The 20,993-nt window shown below is 49.2% G+C and carries 19 protein-coding genes and 1 pseudogene; 9 read left to right on the top strand and 11 right to left on the bottom strand.

The genetic code is table 11. The features are described from left to right. Position 1 precedes the first annotated feature (1 nt). Positions 2–934 (bottom strand): LysR family transcriptional regulator, encoded by a 933-nt coding sequence (locus EH243_RS01735; protein WP_126156905.1) that lies wholly within the window; start codon positions 932–934, stop codon positions 2–4. 182 nt (positions 935–1,116) lie between these two features. On the opposite strand from EH243_RS01735, the gene EH243_RS01730 reads away from it, so the two are divergent. The 3 genes and pseudogenes from EH243_RS01730 to EH243_RS18840 all read left to right on the top strand — a co-directional run bounded on the left by EH243_RS01730 (position 1,117) and on the right by EH243_RS18840 (position 4,225). Beyond that, positions 1,117–2,709 (top strand): isocitrate lyase, encoded by a 1,593-nt coding sequence (locus tag EH243_RS01730; protein WP_126156904.1) that lies wholly within the window; start codon positions 1,117–1,119, stop codon positions 2,707–2,709. 427 nt (positions 2,710–3,136) lie between these two features. Next, positions 3,137–3,823 (top strand): annotated as a pseudogene (locus EH243_RS18845) (methyl-accepting chemotaxis protein); the annotation flags it as partial. 24 nt (positions 3,824–3,847) lie between these two features. Continuing rightward, positions 3,848–4,225 carry a CZB domain-containing protein gene (locus EH243_RS18840; RefSeq protein WP_420897528.1) on the top strand — a complete coding sequence of 126 codons (378 nt, stop codon included), beginning with the start codon at positions 3,848–3,850 and terminating at the stop codon, positions 4,223–4,225. A gap of 93 nt (positions 4,226–4,318) precedes the next feature. On the opposite strand, the gene EH243_RS01720 is transcribed toward EH243_RS18840, so the two are convergent. The 5 genes from EH243_RS01720 to cysS all read right to left on the bottom strand — a co-directional run bounded on the left by EH243_RS01720 (position 4,319) and on the right by cysS (position 10,036). Next, positions 4,319–6,154, bottom strand: a complete 1,836-nt coding sequence (locus tag EH243_RS01720; RefSeq protein ID WP_126156902.1) for an ABC transporter transmembrane domain-containing protein — start codon at positions 6,152–6,154, stop codon at positions 4,319–4,321. 52 nt (positions 6,155–6,206) lie between these two features. Further along, a complete protein-coding gene (locus EH243_RS01715; RefSeq protein WP_126156901.1) occupies positions 6,207–6,899 on the bottom strand; it encodes a glycosyltransferase family protein in 693 nt (230 codons plus the stop codon). A gap of 91 nt (positions 6,900–6,990) precedes the next feature. After that, positions 6,991–7,902 carry a radical SAM protein gene (locus EH243_RS01710; protein ID WP_126156900.1) on the bottom strand — a complete coding sequence of 304 codons (912 nt, stop codon included), beginning with the start codon at positions 7,900–7,902 and terminating at the stop codon, positions 6,991–6,993. A 16-nt stretch (positions 7,903–7,918) separates the two neighbouring features. Further along, positions 7,919–8,581, bottom strand: a complete 663-nt coding sequence (locus EH243_RS01705) for a TIGR04282 family arsenosugar biosynthesis glycosyltransferase (protein WP_126156899.1) — start codon at positions 8,579–8,581, stop codon at positions 7,919–7,921. 69 nt (positions 8,582–8,650) lie between these two features. Further along, positions 8,651–10,036, bottom strand: coding sequence for a cysteine--tRNA ligase (gene cysS, locus EH243_RS01700; RefSeq protein ID WP_126156898.1), 1,386 nt, complete (start codon positions 10,034–10,036; stop codon positions 8,651–8,653). Between the two features lie 282 nt (positions 10,037–10,318). Here cysS and EH243_RS18500 point away from each other — a divergent pair, with 282 nt between their 5' ends. The 3 genes from EH243_RS18500 (at position 10,319) to EH243_RS01690 (ending at position 11,936) form a co-directional block, all read left to right on the top strand. After that, positions 10,319–10,486, top strand: coding sequence for a hypothetical protein (locus EH243_RS18500; protein ID WP_164549018.1), 168 nt, complete (start codon positions 10,319–10,321; stop codon positions 10,484–10,486). A gap of 115 nt (positions 10,487–10,601) precedes the next feature. Then, positions 10,602–11,123 (top strand): non-heme ferritin, encoded by a 522-nt coding sequence (ftnA, locus tag EH243_RS01695; RefSeq protein WP_126156897.1) that lies wholly within the window; start codon positions 10,602–10,604, stop codon positions 11,121–11,123. A 279-nt stretch (positions 11,124–11,402) separates the two neighbouring features. Continuing rightward, a complete protein-coding gene (locus EH243_RS01690; RefSeq protein ID WP_126156896.1) occupies positions 11,403–11,936 on the top strand; it encodes a hemerythrin domain-containing protein in 534 nt (177 codons plus the stop codon). Positions 11,937–12,017: 81 nt separating this feature from the next. Here EH243_RS01690 and EH243_RS01685 read toward each other — a convergent pair whose 3' ends face one another. Then, complete coding sequence (locus EH243_RS01685; protein ID WP_126156895.1) at positions 12,018–13,700, bottom strand: glutamine--tRNA ligase/YqeY domain fusion protein; 1,683 nt, start codon at positions 13,698–13,700, stop codon at positions 12,018–12,020. 206 nt (positions 13,701–13,906) lie between these two features. On the opposite strand from EH243_RS01685, the gene EH243_RS01680 reads away from it, so the two are divergent. The 3 genes from EH243_RS01680 (at position 13,907) to EH243_RS01670 (ending at position 17,005) form a co-directional block, all read left to right on the top strand. Further along, entirely contained in the window at positions 13,907–14,416 is a 510-nt protein-coding gene (locus tag EH243_RS01680) for a peptidylprolyl isomerase (protein ID WP_126156894.1), read from the top strand. Further along, positions 14,416–15,141: a UDP-2,3-diacylglucosamine diphosphatase gene (locus tag EH243_RS01675; RefSeq protein ID WP_126156893.1), complete on the top strand. Its 726-nt coding sequence runs from the start codon at positions 14,416–14,418 to the stop codon at positions 15,139–15,141. The genes EH243_RS01680 and EH243_RS01675 overlap by 1 nt, the downstream gene beginning before the upstream one ends. A gap of 247 nt (positions 15,142–15,388) precedes the next feature. Then, positions 15,389–17,005 carry a cation:proton antiporter domain-containing protein gene (locus EH243_RS01670; protein ID WP_126156892.1) on the top strand — a complete coding sequence of 539 codons (1,617 nt, stop codon included), beginning with the start codon at positions 15,389–15,391 and terminating at the stop codon, positions 17,003–17,005. Positions 17,006–17,158: 153 nt separating this feature from the next. Here EH243_RS01670 and EH243_RS01665 read toward each other — a convergent pair whose 3' ends face one another. The 4 genes from EH243_RS01665 to EH243_RS01650 all read right to left on the bottom strand — a co-directional run bounded on the left by EH243_RS01665 (position 17,159) and on the right by EH243_RS01650 (position 20,924). Next, a complete protein-coding gene (locus EH243_RS01665; protein ID WP_126156891.1) occupies positions 17,159–18,058 on the bottom strand; it encodes a DMT family transporter in 900 nt (299 codons plus the stop codon). 94 nt (positions 18,059–18,152) lie between these two features. After that, positions 18,153–19,070: a patatin-like phospholipase family protein gene (locus EH243_RS01660; RefSeq protein WP_126156890.1), complete on the bottom strand. Its 918-nt coding sequence runs from the start codon at positions 19,068–19,070 to the stop codon at positions 18,153–18,155. Positions 19,071–19,171: 101 nt separating this feature from the next. Beyond that, positions 19,172–20,011, bottom strand: coding sequence for a DUF4892 domain-containing protein (locus tag EH243_RS01655; protein ID WP_164549017.1), 840 nt, complete (start codon positions 20,009–20,011; stop codon positions 19,172–19,174). Between the two features lie 58 nt (positions 20,012–20,069). Continuing rightward, positions 20,070–20,924 (bottom strand): alpha/beta hydrolase, encoded by an 855-nt coding sequence (locus EH243_RS01650; RefSeq protein WP_126156888.1) that lies wholly within the window; start codon positions 20,922–20,924, stop codon positions 20,070–20,072. Between the last annotated feature and the right edge of the window lie 69 nt (positions 20,925–20,993).

The raw sequence follows: 20,993 nt of genomic DNA, 5'->3' as shown, positions 1-20,993 counted from the left end.
ACTAGGTTTGTGCCACTTCAGCTACCTGATTACGTAACCACTGATGGGCAACGTTATGTTGCAACAGTGGACTCCAAGCCATTTTCAACTCAAAACCGGGAATATGAAATGGGGGCTTTTTGATCATCAAGCGCGGGTTATCCGACTGTACCGTGGCCGCTCGAGTCGGGACGGTGACGATCAACCCTTTCTGTTGCGCCATTAACACCGCTGACTGATAGTGACGGGTAAAGACCGTAATTTGCCGCGTATGCCCCGCTTGCTCTAACGCCTCATCGACCCAGCCTAAACGTTTGATATCTTTCGGCGTAATGCCCATACCCGCCCCCATACCGGTTTTACTCACCCACACATGCTTCGCCTGAAGGTAGGTTTCAAGGCAAAAATTATGGGAGATGGGATTATCCACCGCAAACAAGCAGGAGAAGCTATCGGTCCAGAGGGTTTTTTGGTGGAACGCCTGCGGCATCGTATCGAAACGGTTAATGACCAAATCAACCAACCCCTGTTCCACCTCGGTAAAGCTCATATCGCTGGGGGTCATAATATCCAGCACAATATTAGGGGCCAGCTTGCTGAGCCGCGCTAAGAGCCGTGGCACCAGGGTCGACTCACCATAATCACTGGTCATAATGCGGAACACGCGATCACTGGAACGCGCATCAAAGGCGCTGCTTGGCTCGATCACCTGCCCCACTGAAGATAGGATTTGACGCAACAAGGGCTGTAATGCCTGCGCCCGCTCGGTAGGCGCCATTCCCTCACTGGTCCTCACCAGCAGAGGATCGTTAAAAGTATCCCGTAAGCGGCGTAAACCGTTACTCATCGCCGGCTGGGTAATACCTAACAAGCTCGCCGAGCGCGTCACATTTCGCTCTCGTAGCAAGACATCGAGATACACTAAAAGATTAAGATCTATCTTATCAAGGTTCATTACTAACTCGCCTTATCCTACTTGATCGATCGCTTGATAATGCGATCGACTCCTACATTTATCTTGTGAATATTCCCTATAATAACCATTTATTTCCTTTATGTTAATCACCCACATAGAATAGCGTCCATACCAAATAACAGAGCAGCCATATAGCTGCCAACAAGAGAGAAGGAAACACCATGTCTACTCTGAATAAAGATATCGAAACAGTAGCAGCACTTAAAGAGACCTACGGCTCTGCTTGGAACGCTATCAACCCTGAATACGCTGCCCGTATGCGTGCCCAGAATAAATTCAAAACCGGACTGGATATCGCCAAGTACACTGCCGCTATCATGCGTAAAGACATGGAGCGTTACGATAATGACACTTCCCAGTACACTCAGTCTTTAGGTTGCTGGCACGGTTTTATCGGCCAGCAGAAGATGATCTCTATCAAGAAACATTTTAACAGCACTGACCGTCGCTACCTTTACCTCTCTGGCTGGATGGTTGCTGCACTGCGCTCTGAGTTCGGTCCTCTGCCGGATCAGTCTATGCACGAGAAAACCTCTGTTGCCTCACTGATCGAAGAGCTATACACCTTCCTACGTCAAGCCGATGCCCGTGAACTCGGCGGCCTGTTCCGTGAAGTCGATGCTGCACGTAAAGCCGGCGACAGCGCTGCTGAAGCCGCTGCTCAAGAGCAGATTGATAACCATATTACTCACGTTGTGCCTATCATCGCGGATATCGATGCCGGTTTCGGTAACGCTGAAGCGACTTACCTGATGGCTAAACAGATGATCGAAGCGGGTGCCTGCTGTATCCAGATCGAAAACCAAGTATCAGATGAGAAACAGTGTGGTCACCAGGACGGTAAAGTAACCGTTCCTCATGAAGACTTCCTCGCGAAAATCCGCGCTGTACGTTACGCCTTCCTTGAGCTGGGTGTGGATGACGGTGTGATCGTTGCCCGTACCGACTCTTTGGGTGCAGGCCTGACCAAGCAGATTGCCGTGACTAACAAGCCGGGCGATCTGGGTGATCAATACAACAGCTTCTTGGATTGTGAAGAGATCTCCCCTGCCGATATGAACAATGGCGATGTAATTCTGAACCGTGACGGCAAGTTGCTGCGTCCTAAGCGTCTGCCTTCTAACCTGTTCCAGTTCCGTGCGGGTACCGGTGAAGATCGTTGCGTACTGGACTGCATCACCTCGTTGCAAAACGGTGCTGACCTATTGTGGATCGAAACTGAGAAACCACACGTTGGCCAGATCGGCAACATGGTTAACCGTATCCGTGAAGCTTGCCCTAACGCGAAACTGGTTTACAACAACAGTCCATCTTTCAACTGGACACTGAACTTCCGTCAGCAGGTATTCGATGCCATGGCTGAAGAAGGCAAAGATGTGTCTGCTTACAACCGTGATGATCTGATGTCGGTTGATTATGATGAGACTGAACTGGCGGCGATTGCCGATGAGAAAATCCGTACCTTCCAGGCCGATGCGGCCCGTGAAGCCGGTATCTTCCATCACCTGATCACTCTGCCGACTTACCATACCGCTGCCCTGTCAACTGACAACCTGGCGAAAGAGTACTTCGGTGACCAAGGTATGCTGGGTTACGTGGCTGGCGTACAGCGCAAAGAGATCCGTCAAGGTATCGCTTGTGTTAAACACCAGAACATGGCCGGTTCCGATATGGGCGATGATCACAAAGAATACTTCGCTGGCGAAGCCGCTCTGAAAGCGGGCGGTGAAGATAACACCATGAACCAGTTCTAATTACTGAACCGGTTTCAAGATAAGGGCGCTGCGGCGCCCTTTTTTGTGCCTTATTTTTTGCGCGCTACTTTTTCATGCTGAGCTTTCGCTCACCTGTTTCTATTTGCTCATGTATTAGCGCTCAACGTTACCCATATCGGTGACCGGTATGAACATTCGTCAAAAAAAGGCGATGATTTAAACAACAGATTCTATTTTTTATTGTGCTACATCAGCTTAATGACAATTATTTAACAAACACAAAACACCTTGATCCATATAATCCATATTTATCAGCTAGTTACCTTTTAAAGTCTACTTTGACCTCTGTTTAAAAAGATGTGAAAATCGATTTTTCAGTCCAACTATCAACTAGTTTTAATACTAAAAGTCTAACGACTTAAGCCGTGTTTCGACTATGTTTATCCTCACAGGAGAGTAAGGTCTTATGTTCGTTAGAGCTCGGGTACTGGCTGAATCACGCCAGGAAGTTATCAGGCATGAATTGGATAATGAACAGCTTCGACAGCAATTAAGTGCGGCACATGAACGCATTGCGGCACTCGAAGCCAAGTTAGGCCAAACCACCCGCGAAAAAGATAGCGATCTCGATGTGATGCGAGGCGCTATTCAGGGGTTTTCAAAACTCAGCTGTATTCGCGAGCGGATCGCCTCTATGGCTAATCATCTCCTATCGGAACGAGACAAAATTTTAGACTCCGCAACGATCTACGATCAGTCCTCCTCCAATATGCAGAAGCTGGTAGCCGGCCTTAGCGATGTTAATGGCGAGGTCAGCATCATTCATCATCAGGTTTCAACACTTCGCAGTGTCGCCGAAGAGATCAGCCAATTTGTCGGCAGTATCAAAAATATTTCGGAACAAACAAACCTACTCGCGTTGAATGCTGCGATTGAAGCCGCCAGAGCCGGCGAACAGGGGCGCGGTTTTGCGGTCGTGGCGGACGAGGTTCGCGCACTGGCTAAACGCGCCAATGAAGCCAGTGGTGAGATTGAAAAGTTGGTTTCCCAGATCGATCACAGCACGGATGAAACCCGTGGCAGCATCTCGGGAACCTTGGAAAGCTGTAGTTCAATGCTCAAAAACGCCACAGAAACCAATGACTCCTTAGAACGCTTGATCAATCACTCTATTTCAATGCACGAAACCATCACCGATGAAGCGATGGCCAGCTTTCTCGAGACCGTTAAAATGGATCATATGGCTTGGAAACAGACTGTTTACCGCCATTGGCTGGATAAAGAACCGGAACATGGCGAAATATCTGATCACACCCAATGCCGTCTCGGTCAGTGGTATTACGAAGGGGACGGCGCACAAACTTACCAATCGATGCCAAGCTTTGCTTCGCTCGATAAGCCCCATGCCGATGTCCACCAAGGCGGACTGTTAGCACTGGAACGTCTGTTAAAAGATGACCTTGAAGGGTCGCTCAAAGGGATATTGTTAATGGAAAGCGCCAGCGATGAAACCTTTGCTGTATTAGATAGGCTCGGTCGAGAGATGGGCAACTAGCCCTTCAAGCAGCCCTTTAAAATGCCCCTTTAAGGGAACTACGAGCAACAAGCCGATGACGCTTGGCTTGTTGCTCCCGCTTTGAGCCTTTGCTCAGACAGCCTCTACTGCCGTTTGTCCATCATGTTTAAACTGTAACTGTGCTAACCGCGCGTACAGGTCAGAACTTTGCAATAACGATTCATGGGTACCTGTGTCCACCACGCGCCCCTGCTCCATCACCACAATTTGATCCGCATGCAAAATAGTTGAAAGGCGGTGAGCAATAATGACGGTCGTGCGCCCCTGCATCAACGTATCAAGGGCAAGCTGTACCTTATGCTCACTTTCGGTATCCAACGCGCTAGTCGCCTCATCCAGCAAGAGAATTCGGCGATCATTCAGTATCGCTCGGGCAATCGCGACCCTCTGCTTTTGCCCGCCCGACAGACGCACACCCTGCTCACCTAAATCACTATGGTAGCCCTGCGGCAAACGTTCAATAAACTCGTGGGCATAGGCCGCTTTTGCCGCGGCGATCACTTCCTCTTCGGTCGCATCCTCTCGACCATAACGAATATTATCGATCACATTCGCCGTAAATAAAGCCGGCTGCTGCGAGACGAGTGCGATCTGCTGGCGAAGATCCCAAGGATTAAACTCCCGTAAATCCTGTGAAGCAAAGCGAACCTGCCCCTGTTGCGGATCATAGAAGCGCAGCAATAGTTCAAACACCGTTGATTTTCCGGCACCGGATGGCCCCACCAGCGCGGTGATGGCGCCCTCTTTGAATGTTAAGGAGAGATCCTCTAGCGCGGGCTGGTCTGGCCGTGATGGATAGTTAAAATAAACATGAGAGAGAGACAGCTCAGCGGGTAATGTGGCGGCCACCGGTGCATCTTGTTGATCCAGAGCCTGATCCTCACGGTGCGAAGCATTGTTGGCCAAAGCACTGTTCATCAAAGCATTCTCTTCAGGCGATTTTATATCGCTTTCAGCATCAAGCAGTTCCATTAAACGCTCTGTCGCACCCACCGCTCGCTGCAATTCACCGTAGACCTCAGACAAGGTGCCAACACCCATCGCGACGATCAGGGCATAAAACACAAAGGCACCTAACTCACCGGCAGACATCGTACCGTTGATAACATCATAGCCGCCCACCCAGAGCATCCCTGATAGCGCACCAAACACCAGCAGAATCACCATAGCCATCAACATCGCCCGCTGACGGATACGGTGCTGCGCCACGCGGAAGGCGCTATCGACTTCAACACCAAACGCCCGACTCTCATGGGCTTCTTGAGTATAACTCTGAACGGTTTTAATCTGCTGAATCGCTTCCCCCGCGTAGCTGCCTACATCGGCAATGCTATCCTGACTTTGACGGGCGAGCTTGCGCACCTTACGACCAAAAATAAGAATCGGTAACAGTATCAGCGGGACGCCCGCCACTATGATCAGTGACAGTTTAATATTGGTGACAAATAGCATAATCAATGCGCCAGAGGTCGTCACCGCACTGCGCAAAGCCATCGAAAAAGAGCTGCCGATAATCGACTGCAGCAAAGTAGTATCGGTCGTCAACCGCGACATGATCTCACCGCTACGGTTGGTCTCGAAAAAGCTCGGATGCAGCCTAATGACATTATCAAACACCGCTCGACGGATATCCGCCGTCACTCGCTCACCCAGCCATGACACCAGATAAAAACGGATAAAGGTACCGCAGGCCATCAAGACGGCCATCGCCACCAGCAATAAAATAGACTGATTCAACTGCGAGACAGAACCGGCAACAAACCCGTTATCAATCACTAAACGAACGCCCTGTCCAATCGCCAGGGTGATCGATGCTGTGAACAGCAGTGCGACCATGGCACCAACCCAATAGCGACGATAAGGCAGCATGAACCGCAATAATTGCGTCAGGGTAGAGAATTTACTCATCAATGAAAATCCGTGTCATCAAGCATGAAGTATGTCGGTACTCAACTCAACGTTAAGACAACTTATGCTTTAACAAGGTCCACAGCTGTGGCAAAGCCTGCTTGAGCCAATAGAGTTGATAGCGAAACGTCAGCTGGCACCAGCCGGTGCTCGCATATTTACGCGCACTGGTGGTGAGTACCGAACCGATATTCACCAATTTTACACCCCCATGATGGGCGCGCCAGACAAATAGATGATCTTCGCCATAAGGGGCATCCATAGGATAACCACCGAGGCGGTTAAATTGCTCCACGGAAAGACAGAAGCCTTGATCCCCAAAGGGTAAACCCAGACAGCGAGAGCGAAGGTTAGCACCGAGACTGTTAAGCCATATTGGGCCACGACCATCCGCGAGAAACCGTAGATTAAAATAGTGTAATGCGTCGGGTGCACGCTTTAGGCTTTGGTTGAGCAATTGCCACTGCGTATTTGAAAAGCGGCTATCTAGGTGCACAAACCAAATGAAACCGGATGTCACCTGTTGCGCGCCGGCATTCATCTGCGCTGCCCGCCCCGCTTCAACCGTTAGCGTGATAATCCGCTCGTCCTGAGGCAGCTGAGTGATCAACGGCGCTGAAGCAGGACAGAACACAAAGATGATTTTCTGTGCTGCCGATAGATAACCCAACTGCCGGAGCATCGGCTGCAAACTGGTTTCAGCCGGCCCGACCGGAATAACGGCCGTGATAGGGGATGAACTCATCGGATTCTCTTAGCCAACGGACGATGCTTAATTACAATAAACTTAATCGAGATTCGCTTAATTAACCCTCGGTTAATCAAGGCCCTACTCATTAAGTTTCGCTGCATGAAGAGCCATACTTAAAGCAACTAAAACAACGGTGGTGCTTCATACTCACCTGCTGCTCTAACGCCTGCCTTAAATCATTGCCCATATCATATTCAGGATCATCATCCACCAGCGTACAGGCGTAAATGCGCATCCGACCACGCTGCTTAACGATCATTTTGCTAAACGAGCACATAAAGTTGTTGCGGGTTTCTTCTGTATGAAACTGGGTCATACAGTTGGTGGTGATATCCGGCCCGTGGCCATGACTGCCCGGCGGCAGAAAATCAGGAAAGGCAACGAACTTGGTATCCGCAGGAATGCCATAGTTTTCTAGGATCGCCCGATACTGCTGTTCAACCGCAACCGTATCTTCACCATCAGCCATGTGGCGTGCCAGAGACACATTAAAGCCCATATCGTAGAGCGCTTTCATCCCCTTCATTGCGAGGTCAAACATCCCCTCGCCTCGGCCAGCATCATGCTCAGCCTCGATATGAGAGTCGATACTGATACGAAAGCTCACCGGAAAGCGGCTATTTAACAAGGGTACTAACTGATGCAAACGTTTTTGTAACGCATCGGTACCGTTGGTTAATACTAAACAGGGCACGTGTTCGGATGCTTGTTGCAGAATTTTAACCAGATCTTTTGCTAGGAAAGGCTCGCCCCCTGTAAAAGAAAACTGTTCGACACCCAGCTCGACCGCCTGATCAATGTAGGGGGCCACATCCGCTAGCTTGACTAATTCAAGGCGCGTATCGCCTGGGCTAGAACCCTCAAAGCAAAAATCACAACTGAGATTACACGCCGTACCGGTATGAAACCAGAGTTCTTTCAACAGGTGCGGACGAATATAACCTCGCTCTGCACCGTCAGCCGTTGTATACCATTCTCGGCTTCGAATCAGTTCCATATCAACCCCTTACAGTTCAATCTAATAGCACATTAATTAATGATAATAGCTGCACTCTAGCGGGGCGAGCATCATAGAGTAATGAATCCCGTAACCGTGCTAGGTCAGCTTCAGTATCAACATCGTAGCCAATGGAACTGAAAGCAACCTGAAAACCCGCGTCATCACAGACAGCGGACAACTGCGCACCTAATTCCGGTGTACTCCAAGGCAAGCTATCCAACGCTGGCCAAGGTACACGTCCCCCCATCGCAGTAACACCGCCATCATCCGCGGGGGTCAGCACAATACCATGCTGCTGCAACAGTTGGTCTAGCTCGGCATAGCGCTGCACCGTGTGCTCTGGGGCATCGGTGCCGATAAACAGTAACCGCGACGCACCCTGCTGACGCAATATCTGATCGACGTAATTGAGCTTAGCTCCGAGGTTTCCATCACATTGGGGTACCACTTTAAAATCCCGTAACAGTAGATCTTCTGCCCACTGACGATCCTCTTCACAGCTAGGAGAAAGCACCACCGGACCTGGCCAGCTTCGAGAGTCTTCTAAGGCGCAATTCAATAACGCGCAAGCCACCTGATAGGCGGCATCTTTACCAAGCGTTGCCGCGATCCGCTGCTTGCCCTGACCATGTAGCGGCCGCTTACAGAAGATAACCAGTGTTGTCTGTTGATTCATTGACTCTACCCTATAACCTTTACACATAAAAAAGGCAGCCCAAAGCTGCCTTAGCACGTCATTTCTAGCTTAGCCCTCGCGGAACCAAGTCGTTCCTTCACGGCTATCTTTAAGAATGATGCCCTGAGCGATCAGGTCTTCACGAATTTGATCAGCCGCGGCGAAATCTTTGGCTTTTTTAGCATCGGCCCGCTGTTGAATGAGCTGCTCTATCTGCTCAGGAGTAATCTCACCCGCTTTCGTCTCACCCTGTAAAAAGGCTTCAGGGGATTGCTGTAACAAACCGATAATGCCCGCCAGTCGTTTTAACTGTGCCGCCAAGGCCGGTGCTTTGTCATCCCCTGCTCGACTCGCTGAATTCAGCTCATTGACCAGTTCAAACAATACCGCCAAAGCCTTAGGCGTATTAAAATCATCATCCATTGCGTCATAGAAACGGGCATCGTAATCGTTATCCAAGTCAGCAGCGATAGCATCGACACCGTTCAGTGCTTGATAGAAACGCTCTAACGCACTACGCGCCTCTTTCAAGCTACTCTCGGAGTAATCAATATAACTACGATAGTGTACGGACGAGAGAAAATAACGGACCACCTCAGCATCGTATTTTTGCAATACATCACGAATGGTAAAGAAGTTGCCTAACGACTTAGACATCTTCTCGGCATTCACCCGCACCGCACCGGCATGCATCCAGGTATTAACATACTTAACACCGTTAGCTGCTTCCGACTGAGCGATCTCATTCTCATGATGCGGAAACGGTAGATCAGGGCCACCTCCATGGATATCAAAGGTATTACCGAGGCAGCATTTAGACATGGCTGAACACTCAATATGCCAACCGGGACGTCCTGCGCCCCAAGGTGACTCCCAGCTAACCTCACCGGCTTTCGCCGCTTTCCATAGAACAAAGTCCAGCGGGCTTTCTTTGCTGTTTTGCACCTCAACGCGGGCACCCGAGCGCAACTCATCGATATTCTTATTGGTCAGCTGGCCATAATTGGCAAATTTCTCTACCCGATAATAAACATCACCATTGGCAGCAGCATAGGCATAGCCTTTATTAATCAACACCTGCACCATATCAATAATATCTTGTATATGACCGGTAGCTCGGGGCTCTTGATCGGGTCGAAGTACACTCAGCTTATCTTCATCTTCATGCATCGCCGCGATCATGCGCTCCGTCAGCTGATCAGGGCGTTCACCATTTTCAGCCGCTCGTTTAATAATCTTATCGTCAACATCGGTAATATTTCGGATGTAAGTGACATCCCATCCCCGAGCACGCAAATAGCGGGTAATGACATCAAACGACACCATCACGCGCGCATGCCCAATATGACAGAAATCGTATACGGTGATACCGCACACATACATATTGATCTTACCCTCTTCCAATGGTTTAAAAGGGGCCTTCTCTTTCGTCAGGGTGTTATAGATCTGCAACATGGGGATTCGCTTATGGCTCTGGCTTAGATGAAATTCAGTCAAAATAGATCGGCCATTATAGAGGAAACCGAAGGAGAATTAACAATCCGATTGAAATTACTTTTCAATCGCCGCAAGCCAACCTAAATATCCCTCTCCATCATGAATGACGTGCCGAACAGTTCACTCAACGGATGCGTTAACGTACCTTTAATAAATCATGGTTGATAATCATTATCATTTACAACAAGAAAGGGATATTGTATAACGTTATCTTAATCAATATGGATGCAGGTATTGCTGATGGCCAATTCACTGAAAGCTAAAAGCCTTTGTAAACTTAAAAGCGAACTCATCTCGAAACATCTCGATGAGATAGCCGCCATTACCCGTAATAGTCAGTATGTGTGTAGCAAGTGTGCTCGCTCATCTGAAGGGAAAAAGTGGCTGTGTAAACCTGTTGCCATCTAAGTGCCCCAAAGAGTAGATCCAACGATCTCATACTGTGCCACATCGATACCTCTTGCTACTCATATTTGGTTATCGATACAATTCCCCCTATTCTCAAACCCACTGTGGAGGCAACATGCTAAACAGCTCAATGCTGGAAAAACTCAACAATCAGATTAACCTAGAATTTTACTCATCCAATATGTATTTACAGATGAGTTCTTGGGCTGAAGCAAAGGGCTATGAAGGATGTGCCGCCTTTCTCTCTCAGCATGCTGATGAAGAGATGCAGCATATGAAGCGTTTATTTACCTATGTTAACGAGACCGGCGCAATGGCCCGGATCGGCTCGATCAAGGCACCCATCGAAGAGTTTGACTCGATTAAAGACCTGTTCGAGAAAGTCTATGAACATGAATGCCTGATCACCCGTGAGATCAATGGCCTTGCTCATACGGCTTTTACCAACCAAGACTACTCTACCTTCAATTTTTTACAGTGGTATGTTGCTGAACAACATGAAGAAGAGAAACTCTTTAAAGGCATTCTCGATAAGATCGAGATCATTGGTGACGATGGTAAAGGGTTATTCTTTATCGACAAAGAGATCGGCCAACTCGCCAGCGGCACTAGCACCGATATCATCACCAACGAATAAGACTCACCACTGTCGCTAGTCCACTAGCGCTCAGTAGCAGGAAAACGATAACGCCTCGCAGATCTCTCGCGGGGCTTTTTATTGTCTAGGACATAGCGAGGAATAGCGGCACTAAAAACAGATATATGATACATAATTGACGGCTGTCATTATTTATCTGTAACACTAAGTCTACAATCCCGTGATCAAAATGGAACATAAGCCACTCAAGGCCCCTTCCCTATAACAATTATCTGCTAGACCTAGGAGCGATCCCGGCTTGCATATTAAGGTGACCCCATGACCACGACTGCTGCTATACCTACCGATGATTTTTCCCAATGCCACCTCAGTATCATTCAACATTTTGAGCAACTGCGCCAACTCGGTAAAACCGATATTCCAGACCCAGTACCCTCCAACATCCAAACAACCGCCAAGAACTTAGTCGCTTTTTACCATGAAGTGGTGCTCAACCATCACCATGAAGAGGAACAAGAGCTATTTAACATTGTGATGGATTGCGCCAGTCCCGGTGATGAACTCCATAACGCGTCACTCATGATTAAACGCCTGACCGGCGAACACCGCAGTTTAGAGAAAGAGTGGAAAAGCCTTGAGCCCGATCTGAAAAAACTCGCCAAAGGTCACCCAGCCAAACTCGACAAAAATGCAGCGCTCGGTATGGCGGATCACTACCTACTCCACGCCAAATATGAAGAGTCGTTCTTTTTACCCTTAGCCGCGGAGATCCTCAAAAACACCGATCTCGAATCATTAGGGTTAAGTCTGCACACACGCCACAATATCGATCAAACAGCCTGCTATATCTGATTATTCAACTGGCGCCACACATAAATTAAGCAAAAAAAACGGTCACTCAAGGTGACCGTTTTCAATTAATCATCGCCGTGATTACTTCTTCCAAGTATCCCGAAGACCGATTGTTTTGTTGAACACCGGATGTTCAGGCGAGTGTTCATAGCGATCTGCCACGAAATAACCTTCCCGTTCAAACTGAAATCCCGTTTCCGGTGCCGCATTCAGCAAGTCAGGCTCAACCCAGCAGTTGGTTATCTCACTGAACGAGTCAGGATTGATGTTCGCTAGGAAGTCACCCTCACCTTTATCCGGTGATTCAACATTAAAGAGACGATCATAGATACGCACGGTAGCTTGTTTGCCTTCAGTCGCCGATACCCAATGCATCACACCGCGAGGCTTCATACCTTCCGGTGGGTTTTCACCGACCGTGCCAGGCACAAGTGAAGCATGCACTTCGATGATTTCACCGTCGGCATCTTTAATCACATCTTCCGCTTTGATCACGTAAGCACTACGCAAACGCATATAGTCACCGGGCACTAACACGCGGAATTTTTTGCGTGAGAGGGTTGAGTCTTCATTGAAGTCGCCTCGGTCCATATACAGTTCACGGGTGAACGGTAAGGTGCGAGTCCCCATCTCTTTCTGCGGATGGACCGGCGCGCTCAGCATCTCGACTTCGCCTTCAGGGAAGTTGGTGATGACCAGTTTTAATGGGTTCATCACACACATTGCCCGCGCGGCGTTTTCATTGAGATCTTCACGGATAAAGAACTCGAACTGCGCCATATCGACCGTACCATCGGTTTTAGCGACGGCTAAGCTATCACAGAAATTACGCACCGCTTGTGGTGAGTAACCCCGACGACGCATCCCTTGGATGGTGGGCATACGTGGATCATCCCAACCATTCACATGGCCTTCATCAACCAACTGCTTCAGCTTACGCTTACTAGTTACCGTGTAGTTGATATTCAGGCGACCAAACTCATACTGGCGCGGCTTACTCGGCACCGGCAGGTTCTCGATGAACCATTCATACAGAGGGCGGTGATCGGCAAACTCCATCGTACAGATAGAGTGGGTAACCCCTTCGATAGCATCCTCTTGACCATGCGCAAAGTCATAGCTTGGGTAGATACACCACTTGTCGCCGGTTTGGTGATGGCTGGCCTTACGAATGCGATATAAAATTGGGTCCCGCAGGTTCATATTGGGCGATGTCATATCAATTTTAGCCCGCAAAACCCGGCTGCCTTCATCGAACTCGCCCTGTTTCATGCGTTCTAGCAGGTCGAGGTTTTCGTCGACTGAGCGTTCACGGAAAGGACTGTTCTTACCCGGCTCGGTAGCCCAACCGCGATACTCACTGGCCTCTTCTGGGCTCAGATCACACACATAGGCTTTGCCCTCACGAATAAGGTGCTGCGCCCAAGCATAAAACGTATCGAAATAGTTAGAGGCGTAACGCACCTCACCAGCCCAGTTAAAACCAAGCCAGCGCACATCATCCATAATAGCGTCGACGAATTCCTGATCCTCTTTACCCGGATTGGTATCATCAAAACGCAGATTACACTCACCGTTATATTTCTCGGCGGTACCAAAGTTCAAGCAGATCGATTTAGCATGACCAATATGGAGGTAACCGTTAGGTTCTGGCGGAAAGCGTGTGACTACCTTCTCTAGCCCCTGCTGTTGATCCTGTTCGATAATCTGATGAATGAAATTGGTGGGCTGTATAACCGCATTGCTGGCGTCGTGATTACTCATAGAGGGGTCTTAACTTCCGTCTGAAATCAAATAGAAAGACATTATAGACAGTTGGTTTACAGACAACCATAAGTTAGCTGAAATTAATCAGTTAGTTATCATCTTAATTCTTTAGTATAATCTGGCGAATTGACTTAATACGGCATTTTCAGACGAACTGATTCGCTAGTCACATACTCACGAGATAACATAAAGGGATCGCAAGCATGATCGTACTGCACACTAACTTCGGCGACATCACCATTGAACTAGACTATGAAAAAGCGCCTAAGTCAGCAGAAAACTTCGAAAACTATGTTAAAGATGGTTTTTATGACGGCGTTATTTTCCACCGAGTTATCGATGGCTTTATGATTCAAGGCGGCGGTTTTGAACCTGGCATGGCTAGCAAAGAGACTAAAGGCAACATCGAAAACGAAGCCGATAACGGTCTGCAGAATAAGCGTGGCACCTTAGCGATGGCCCGCACCATGGACCCTCATAGTGCATCTGCCCAGTTCTTCATCAATGTTAGCGACAACACCTTCCTTGATCATACGGCAAAAACCACTGAGGGCTGGGGTTACGCTGTCTTTGCTAAAGTCGTTGATGGTCTCGATGTGGTTGATAAAATCAAAGCCGTCCCTACGACTTTCCGTGGCGGCCATCAAGACGTTCCTGCCGAAGATGTGGTCATCACCTCGGCTGAAGTTGTGGATGCAGACACTGCCAAATAATGCGCATACTGTTTATATCCGATCTTCATCTGTATAGCGGACGCCCGGATCTTACCCGGGCGTTACTCCATTTCTTGGCCACCACCGCAAAAGACTGTGATCAACTGTATATCCTCGGCGACCTCTTTGAAGCCTGGATCGGTGATGATTATATCCCCGACGATTTACAGCCCGTCATTGATGCCTTAAAAACGCTGACGGATAGCGGTTGCCAGATATTCTTTCAGCACGGTAACCGAGACTTTCTGATCGGTGAGCGATTTGCTCAACTGACTGGCGCTCAACTACTGCAAGACGCCGTTGTTATCCCCTTAGCCTCAGGTCCAACCCTGCTGATGCACGGTGATCAACTATGCACCGACGATCATGAATACCAGGCGCTACGACAACAGCTAAGAGATCCTCAATGGCAACAGGCGGTATTAGCCAAACCGGTCGAGGAACGCCTCGCACTGGCGAAACAGTTGCGCATGGCCAGTAAAAGTCATACGGCCAACAAAAGCACCGAGATCATGGATGTTAACTCGCAGGCGGTTGAGCAGGCGATGGCTGACAACGATTGCCAGTTATTGATTCATGGTCATACACACCGTCCTGCGGTGCATCGACTCAGTGACGGTAAACAGCGTATTGTATTGGGTGATTGGGATAAATCTGGCTGGTATTTAGACGCATCAGAACAGGGTGAACAGTTGATTGAATTCAGTATTCAAGCATCGCAGTAAGCTACTGTAGATTCAAAAACTGCTATTGATGTTTCAGTGAAACTCGATTATTAAACCAACCTTTACCCTTTTGACCGCTGCATCAAGTTCACCGCCATTCTCTTGTATAGGGTGCAACTTGCAGAGCTAGCTTAGATTATTTACCGTCGACTTTTAAACCAGTACTCACCGGCAGCGTTAACGATTTGACCCGTGAAGCTGGATAGATTTTAAAAAATAATTCACTTATATAACAGATACTTAAAACATGGACTTTATCTGGATTCTAGTAGCTTATCTCTGCGGCCTATCACTCAAGATGATCGGTATGCCGCCCCTTATCGGTTTTCTGCTCGCCGGTTTTCTGCTGCACTTTCTTGGCGTACAACCGACCGATAGCCTAGACACATTGGCCGACCTCGGCATCACCTTGATGCTCTTCACCATTGGCTTGAAACTGCATATCGGTGATCTGCTACGACGGGAAGTCTGGGTTAGCACCCTTAGCCATATGCTACTGTGGATGATTGTCTTCGCCTCTTTTTCCCTGCTTTTAGGCGCAATGGCGATCCCCTATTTCAGCGATATCGATCTCATCACCGCCGCCCTATTAGGCTTTGCTCTCAGCTTCAGCAGTACCGTGTGTATTGTTAAGCTACTGGAAGAAAATGGTGAAATGAAATCCCGACACGGCCAATTGGCGATCGGTGTGTTGGTCATGCAGGATATTGTCGCGGTACTGTTTTTAGTGGCCGCCACCGGTAAGCTACCCTCATTGTGGGCACTACTACTCTTTGCATTGATTTTTGCTCGCCCCCTACTCTTCAAGCTGCTCGATAAAGCCGGTCACGGCGAGATGCTTCCGCTCACCGGCTTCTTCTTTGCCCTAGGTGGTTATGAGCTATTCCATCTGGTGGGTGTAAAGGGTGACCTTGGCGCACTGGTATTTGGCCTCCTCTTGAGTCAACACCCGAAAGCTTCTGAGCTAACCAAATCACTCCTAAGCTTTAAAGACCTGTTCCTGATTGGCTTTTTCTTATCCATTGGCTTTACCGCCTTGCCTACCTGGTCGATGCTGGCGATCGCGAGCTTAATCGCGTTAATGATCAGCATTAAGTTCGTTCTGTTTTTCGCGCTCTTCACCCGCCTGAAACTCCGCAGCCGTAGTGCCTATCTCGCGTCTTTAGCCCTCAGCAACTTTAGTGAGTTCGGCCTTATCGTGGCGGCACTGAGCGTGCAATCCGGCTGGATGACCCGTGAATGGCTGGTTATTCTGGCACTCGCCGTCTCCTTATCCTTCGTGTTGACCAGCGTGATCTACCCCGCTGCACATCGGCTCTATATCCGCTATAAAGACATTCTTAAACGTTATGAGAGCCCAGAGCGCTTGAAGGCTGACATTGTGCATCAGCCACCCCATGCAGAGGTGTTGGTGATCGGTATGGGACGAGTGGGGAAAAGCGCCTTTAAAGCCTTAAAGAATGTCTTAGATGAGCGCGTCGCCGGACTCGACTCTGATCGCTTTCGCGCCTTGCAACTACAACAAAAGGGCCTGAATGTCTGTTTCGGTGATGGCGAAGATGCTGATTTCTGGGTCAGTTTCGATACATCTAAGATTAAATTGATCTTGCTGGCACTGCCGCTAGTGGAAGATAGCCGGAATGTGAGTGTACAGCTCATCAATGCGGGGTACACCGGACAGATCGCCGCCATTGCCCGCTTCGAAGATGACCGGGAGGCTTTGATCGCCTCGGGTATTGATAAGGTGTTTAACTTCTATAAAGAGGCCGGTTCAGGTTTTGCAGAGGACAGCTTACAGTTGATCTCACAGATTGATTCGTCAGAGAGCAAAACCTCAGCCCCAATAACGCCGGTTAATAGTTAGATTGATCCTCGGCGTATAAGACAACATAACCACCCCAGACGATCCAACAGGCTTTCAGCACTGAAAGCCTGTTGGATTATCCTCTCACAGCTCCTGCCGTTTACACCCCTATCTATACCCCCTATCTATCTCTCCACGATGACTGCTCATCACTCAACGTCGATTGCGGCTACGCAAAGACCGAAACAATGGTTTCAACCAGCGCCAACGACTCGCCAGCATCGCCATAAAGATCAGACTACAACCACCCAACTGCAACGGGCTCATCACCTCAGCGTAGATCATCGCGGCTAATAGCGCCGCCCAAACCGGCTCTAGGGTCATAATCAGGGCCACATGACTAGCCGGCGCCAAGCTCTGCGCATAGGTTTGAATCGCAAAGCGCAGACTGGTGGCAATAAAGGCGCTGGCCAGCAGCCAGCCTATCGCCGTATGACTGATCTCGTCAGGCCAGGACTCAACCAGCGCAGACGCTAGAATGCCCCCTAGGCCAACCACCGACAACTGTATCGCCGTCAGAACTAATGCCGGCACCACCAGCGCCATGCGAGACACCAGCACAAAATGAACCGAAAACAGTAAAGCCGCACACAGAAACCAAAGCTGACCGGCCGCCAAGGAGGTGCCACCCTCCAGCGATAACAACCCAAGGCCGAAGATCGCCACCGGCAGCGACAGCCATGTACTCAGCGGTGACCGCTCACGATAGATAAGCCAAGCCATCAGTGGCACTAACACCACCCCTAGACTGGTGATAAAGGCACCTTCCCCTAGATGATTACCTTGATACAAGCCCATAATCCAACACAGCAAGGCGCCTGTCATTAATAAGCCCAGACGCAGCACCGGCAGTAATCCCTGCTTAAATAATGCCTGACAACCGCGGAAAGCCGGTATCAGCAGTACAAGCCCCGCCAATAAAAAGCGTACGCCGATAAACAGCAACGGCGGCATCTCTTGCAGCGCCTCTTTTGAAAAGATCCAACCCGCCGCCGCAATCATGGTGACGAATAGCAGCAACAGATCAGCCCGCGCTGATGGAGACAACGACATATAAACCTCAGGACACGATATCAATAAAATAGGAAACGGAGTTGTTCGGGGAATCGATAACAGATAACAGAGCACGACAGAGCCTTAACAGGCTTTAGCGCATCGACTTTTCCATCTGCATCAAACTTTCTTGAGCAACAAGACGGCCTAATTCTATCATCTCTTTAGCCCGATGAAAGTCATAAAAACGGCAGGCTTCTTTCGGTATACAGATCAACTGATCTGGCGGATAACCCGCCACTTTATATTTTCCCAATGATGCTTGCATCACTTCAACCGAATTAAATAACACATCAATACGACTGACTGCCTTAGGAGGCGCTCCCTTAGCGAGCCTTTGTTTTATTTTTTCGGGTTTTATTGTTTCAGATTTTATCTGGGCGCCCATATCAAGCTGCCAATCATCACTAAAGCCCGAACGCTCAAGAAATTGATTGTCGGGTAATGTGACTCGGTGACGCTGCACATCCGCATTCAAATCGACAGCAATAATTAGGTCGGCATGGGCGGCCACCGTTGGAATAATAGGAATAGGATTCAATACACCGCCATCCACCAGCACGCGATCCGCTTCAATCACCGGTGTAAAAAACCCAGGAACCGCAATCGATGCACGAATAGCCTCTAGCAACGAGCCTCGCTGAAACCAGACCTCCTTCTGGTGTGTCAGGTCGGTGGCGACGGCGGTATAGCTAATGGGCAGCTCTTCAATCAAAGGATCACCGACGATCTCCTGTAATTTACGCAGCAACCGTTCGCCTCGAATAGTCCCCTCGCCCCGCAGTGTCAGATCCATCAGTTTAAGGACGTCAAACCGCTTTAGACTGATCACCCAGTCACGGTATTCATCCAATCGCCCTGCCGCATACATACCGCCAATCAGCGCCCCCATCGAACTACCCGCAATACAGACGATGTCATAACCACGTCGATTCAGCTCTTCAATGACTCCGATATGGCTATACCCTCGAGCGCCACCGCTGCCCAGCACTAACGAAACGGTCGTTTTCATAGATCGACTCCTTGTGGCGATGATTCCCTACCTAGCAACCTAGAACGCGACGAATCAGCCAAATAATGCCTGGCTCGCCCTCTGTCATTTAAGATTGACGATCAGCGTAATTGAACCCATAACCCCGAAGGTAGATCACGTTCAACCGGCAGCGCAGGCCCTACACCCACGGTTTCAATGCGACTGGCATCGATACCCGCATCGATCAGCAACTGAGTAAACGCCTCAGCCGTCTCGGTACTTTGCTGTAATAGCGTATCTAACGCGCCCGGCGCTCGACTATAGCTGCCGATCAACACCTTTTGTGTCGGGTTGCTTGTCAGATACTCAAAGAGCGGCTCTATGGCATCCGCGTCATTCAACCAGCTAACTCCTTGCTGGCGTAAATCGACCGCTAAGGTTTCTGCCGATTGTTTCAGCGGCTGAATCAGATCAAGGTGTACATATACTCGGCGATTACCCCGTTGAACGCTATAGAGCGCTAACTTGAGATTACCCGCCATAGCGGAAACGAAAAACTGCGTTCTATCGAGGCCATAGAGCTCGGCAACGTCAAAATAGTTATTGGCCCACTGACTACTGCTACCACATTGGCGGCTGCTACATTGAAATAGCACCTCAGCCTTCAGGTTTTTTAATAGACCCATGTAATAATTAAACACCTGCTCCGGGTTATGGGTGCTGGGAACGCGATAAGTAATCCGCGTAAGGTCGCCCTTAACACCTTTGCTCTGTTCTGGCGCGATAACATCTTCAATTTTGCGCATCGGACCGGTCGCCAGCGCATACTCCGGAATATTATGCTCGCTGTAACTGACGATCCAGCTTAAGGGAAAGCGAGGTAACTGCCGTGGATCACTACTGCCGGCAACATCGGTCTCCGCCTGCACCGTAAAGCTCAACAACATTAAACCTAACTGTAAAAATGTTCGAATCCTCATTAACATTCCTTATGCCTATCAACCTAAGTGCGAAAAATCCTATGCATCACATGATGCGCTAAACCAGACTAAACTCATTAATGAGTGTAGCAATCAGTCCCGAAGCCTGCTCCTCTAGATGAATATGGTGGCCACCCGGTAACCGCTCTGTTTGGCAGTTGGATAACAAGGCAATGCGTTGTTCACTCTGAGGTATACCATTTTCAGCCAAAATAAGCAGCGTACTCGCCTCCACCCGTTCAAGAAAGTTATCGACCTGAGCTTCGGTCATGCGCATCAATGAAGGCAACATCAAGTTAGGGTCGGTGCGCCAGTAGAAACCATCGGAGCGCTCAACCAATCCACGCTCGACTAACCAGCTCGCCGCCTGAGCATCAACCGGCCAACGTCCATTCATACGAGCCTTAATCGCCGCTTCCATATCATCATAGGCTTTCTGTTTTCGCCCCGTCATTCTGATCCGCTTTTTAATCGCGCTAGCCAACTGTTCCGCCGTATGCTCAGCGTCGGTGACCAGTGGCGCAATGCCTTCGATCAGCGCCATTTTTTCAACCCGCTCAGGAAAGCTTGCCGCAACCAGCATCGCAATACTGGCGCCCATAGAGTGACCCAGTAAGGAAAAGCGCTGCAATCCAAGCTGATCCGCCACGCCGAGTACGTCTTGCACATTGTCCCAAATATAATAAGGCATAGAGGCGGGCCGATGATCAGAATACCCATGGCCCATTAAATCTAACGCAACCACCCTGACACCCTCTAAACAGGGTGCCAAACGATTAAAGGTGGCGGCATTATCTAGCCAGCCATGCAGAGCTAATACCACGGGAGCGTCCTGATCCCCCCAACTCTTAGCCGCAATCCGGTGGCCATTTACTTCAAACTGTAACTCATGTGCGATGTCTGTATGATTCATTGATCTGTTAACCTTAAAAATCATGTGTGTTCAGGCTTACCCAGCATGTATCAGAATACAAAAATGGGG

The sequence above is a fragment of the Amphritea opalescens genome (assembly GCF_003957515.1).
In the GTDB taxonomy this organism is placed as follows: domain Bacteria; phylum Pseudomonadota; class Gammaproteobacteria; order Pseudomonadales; family Balneatricaceae; genus Amphritea; species Amphritea opalescens.
The sequence above is the reverse complement of the archived record's forward strand: the minus strand, read 5'-3'. Positions and strand labels throughout refer to the sequence as shown.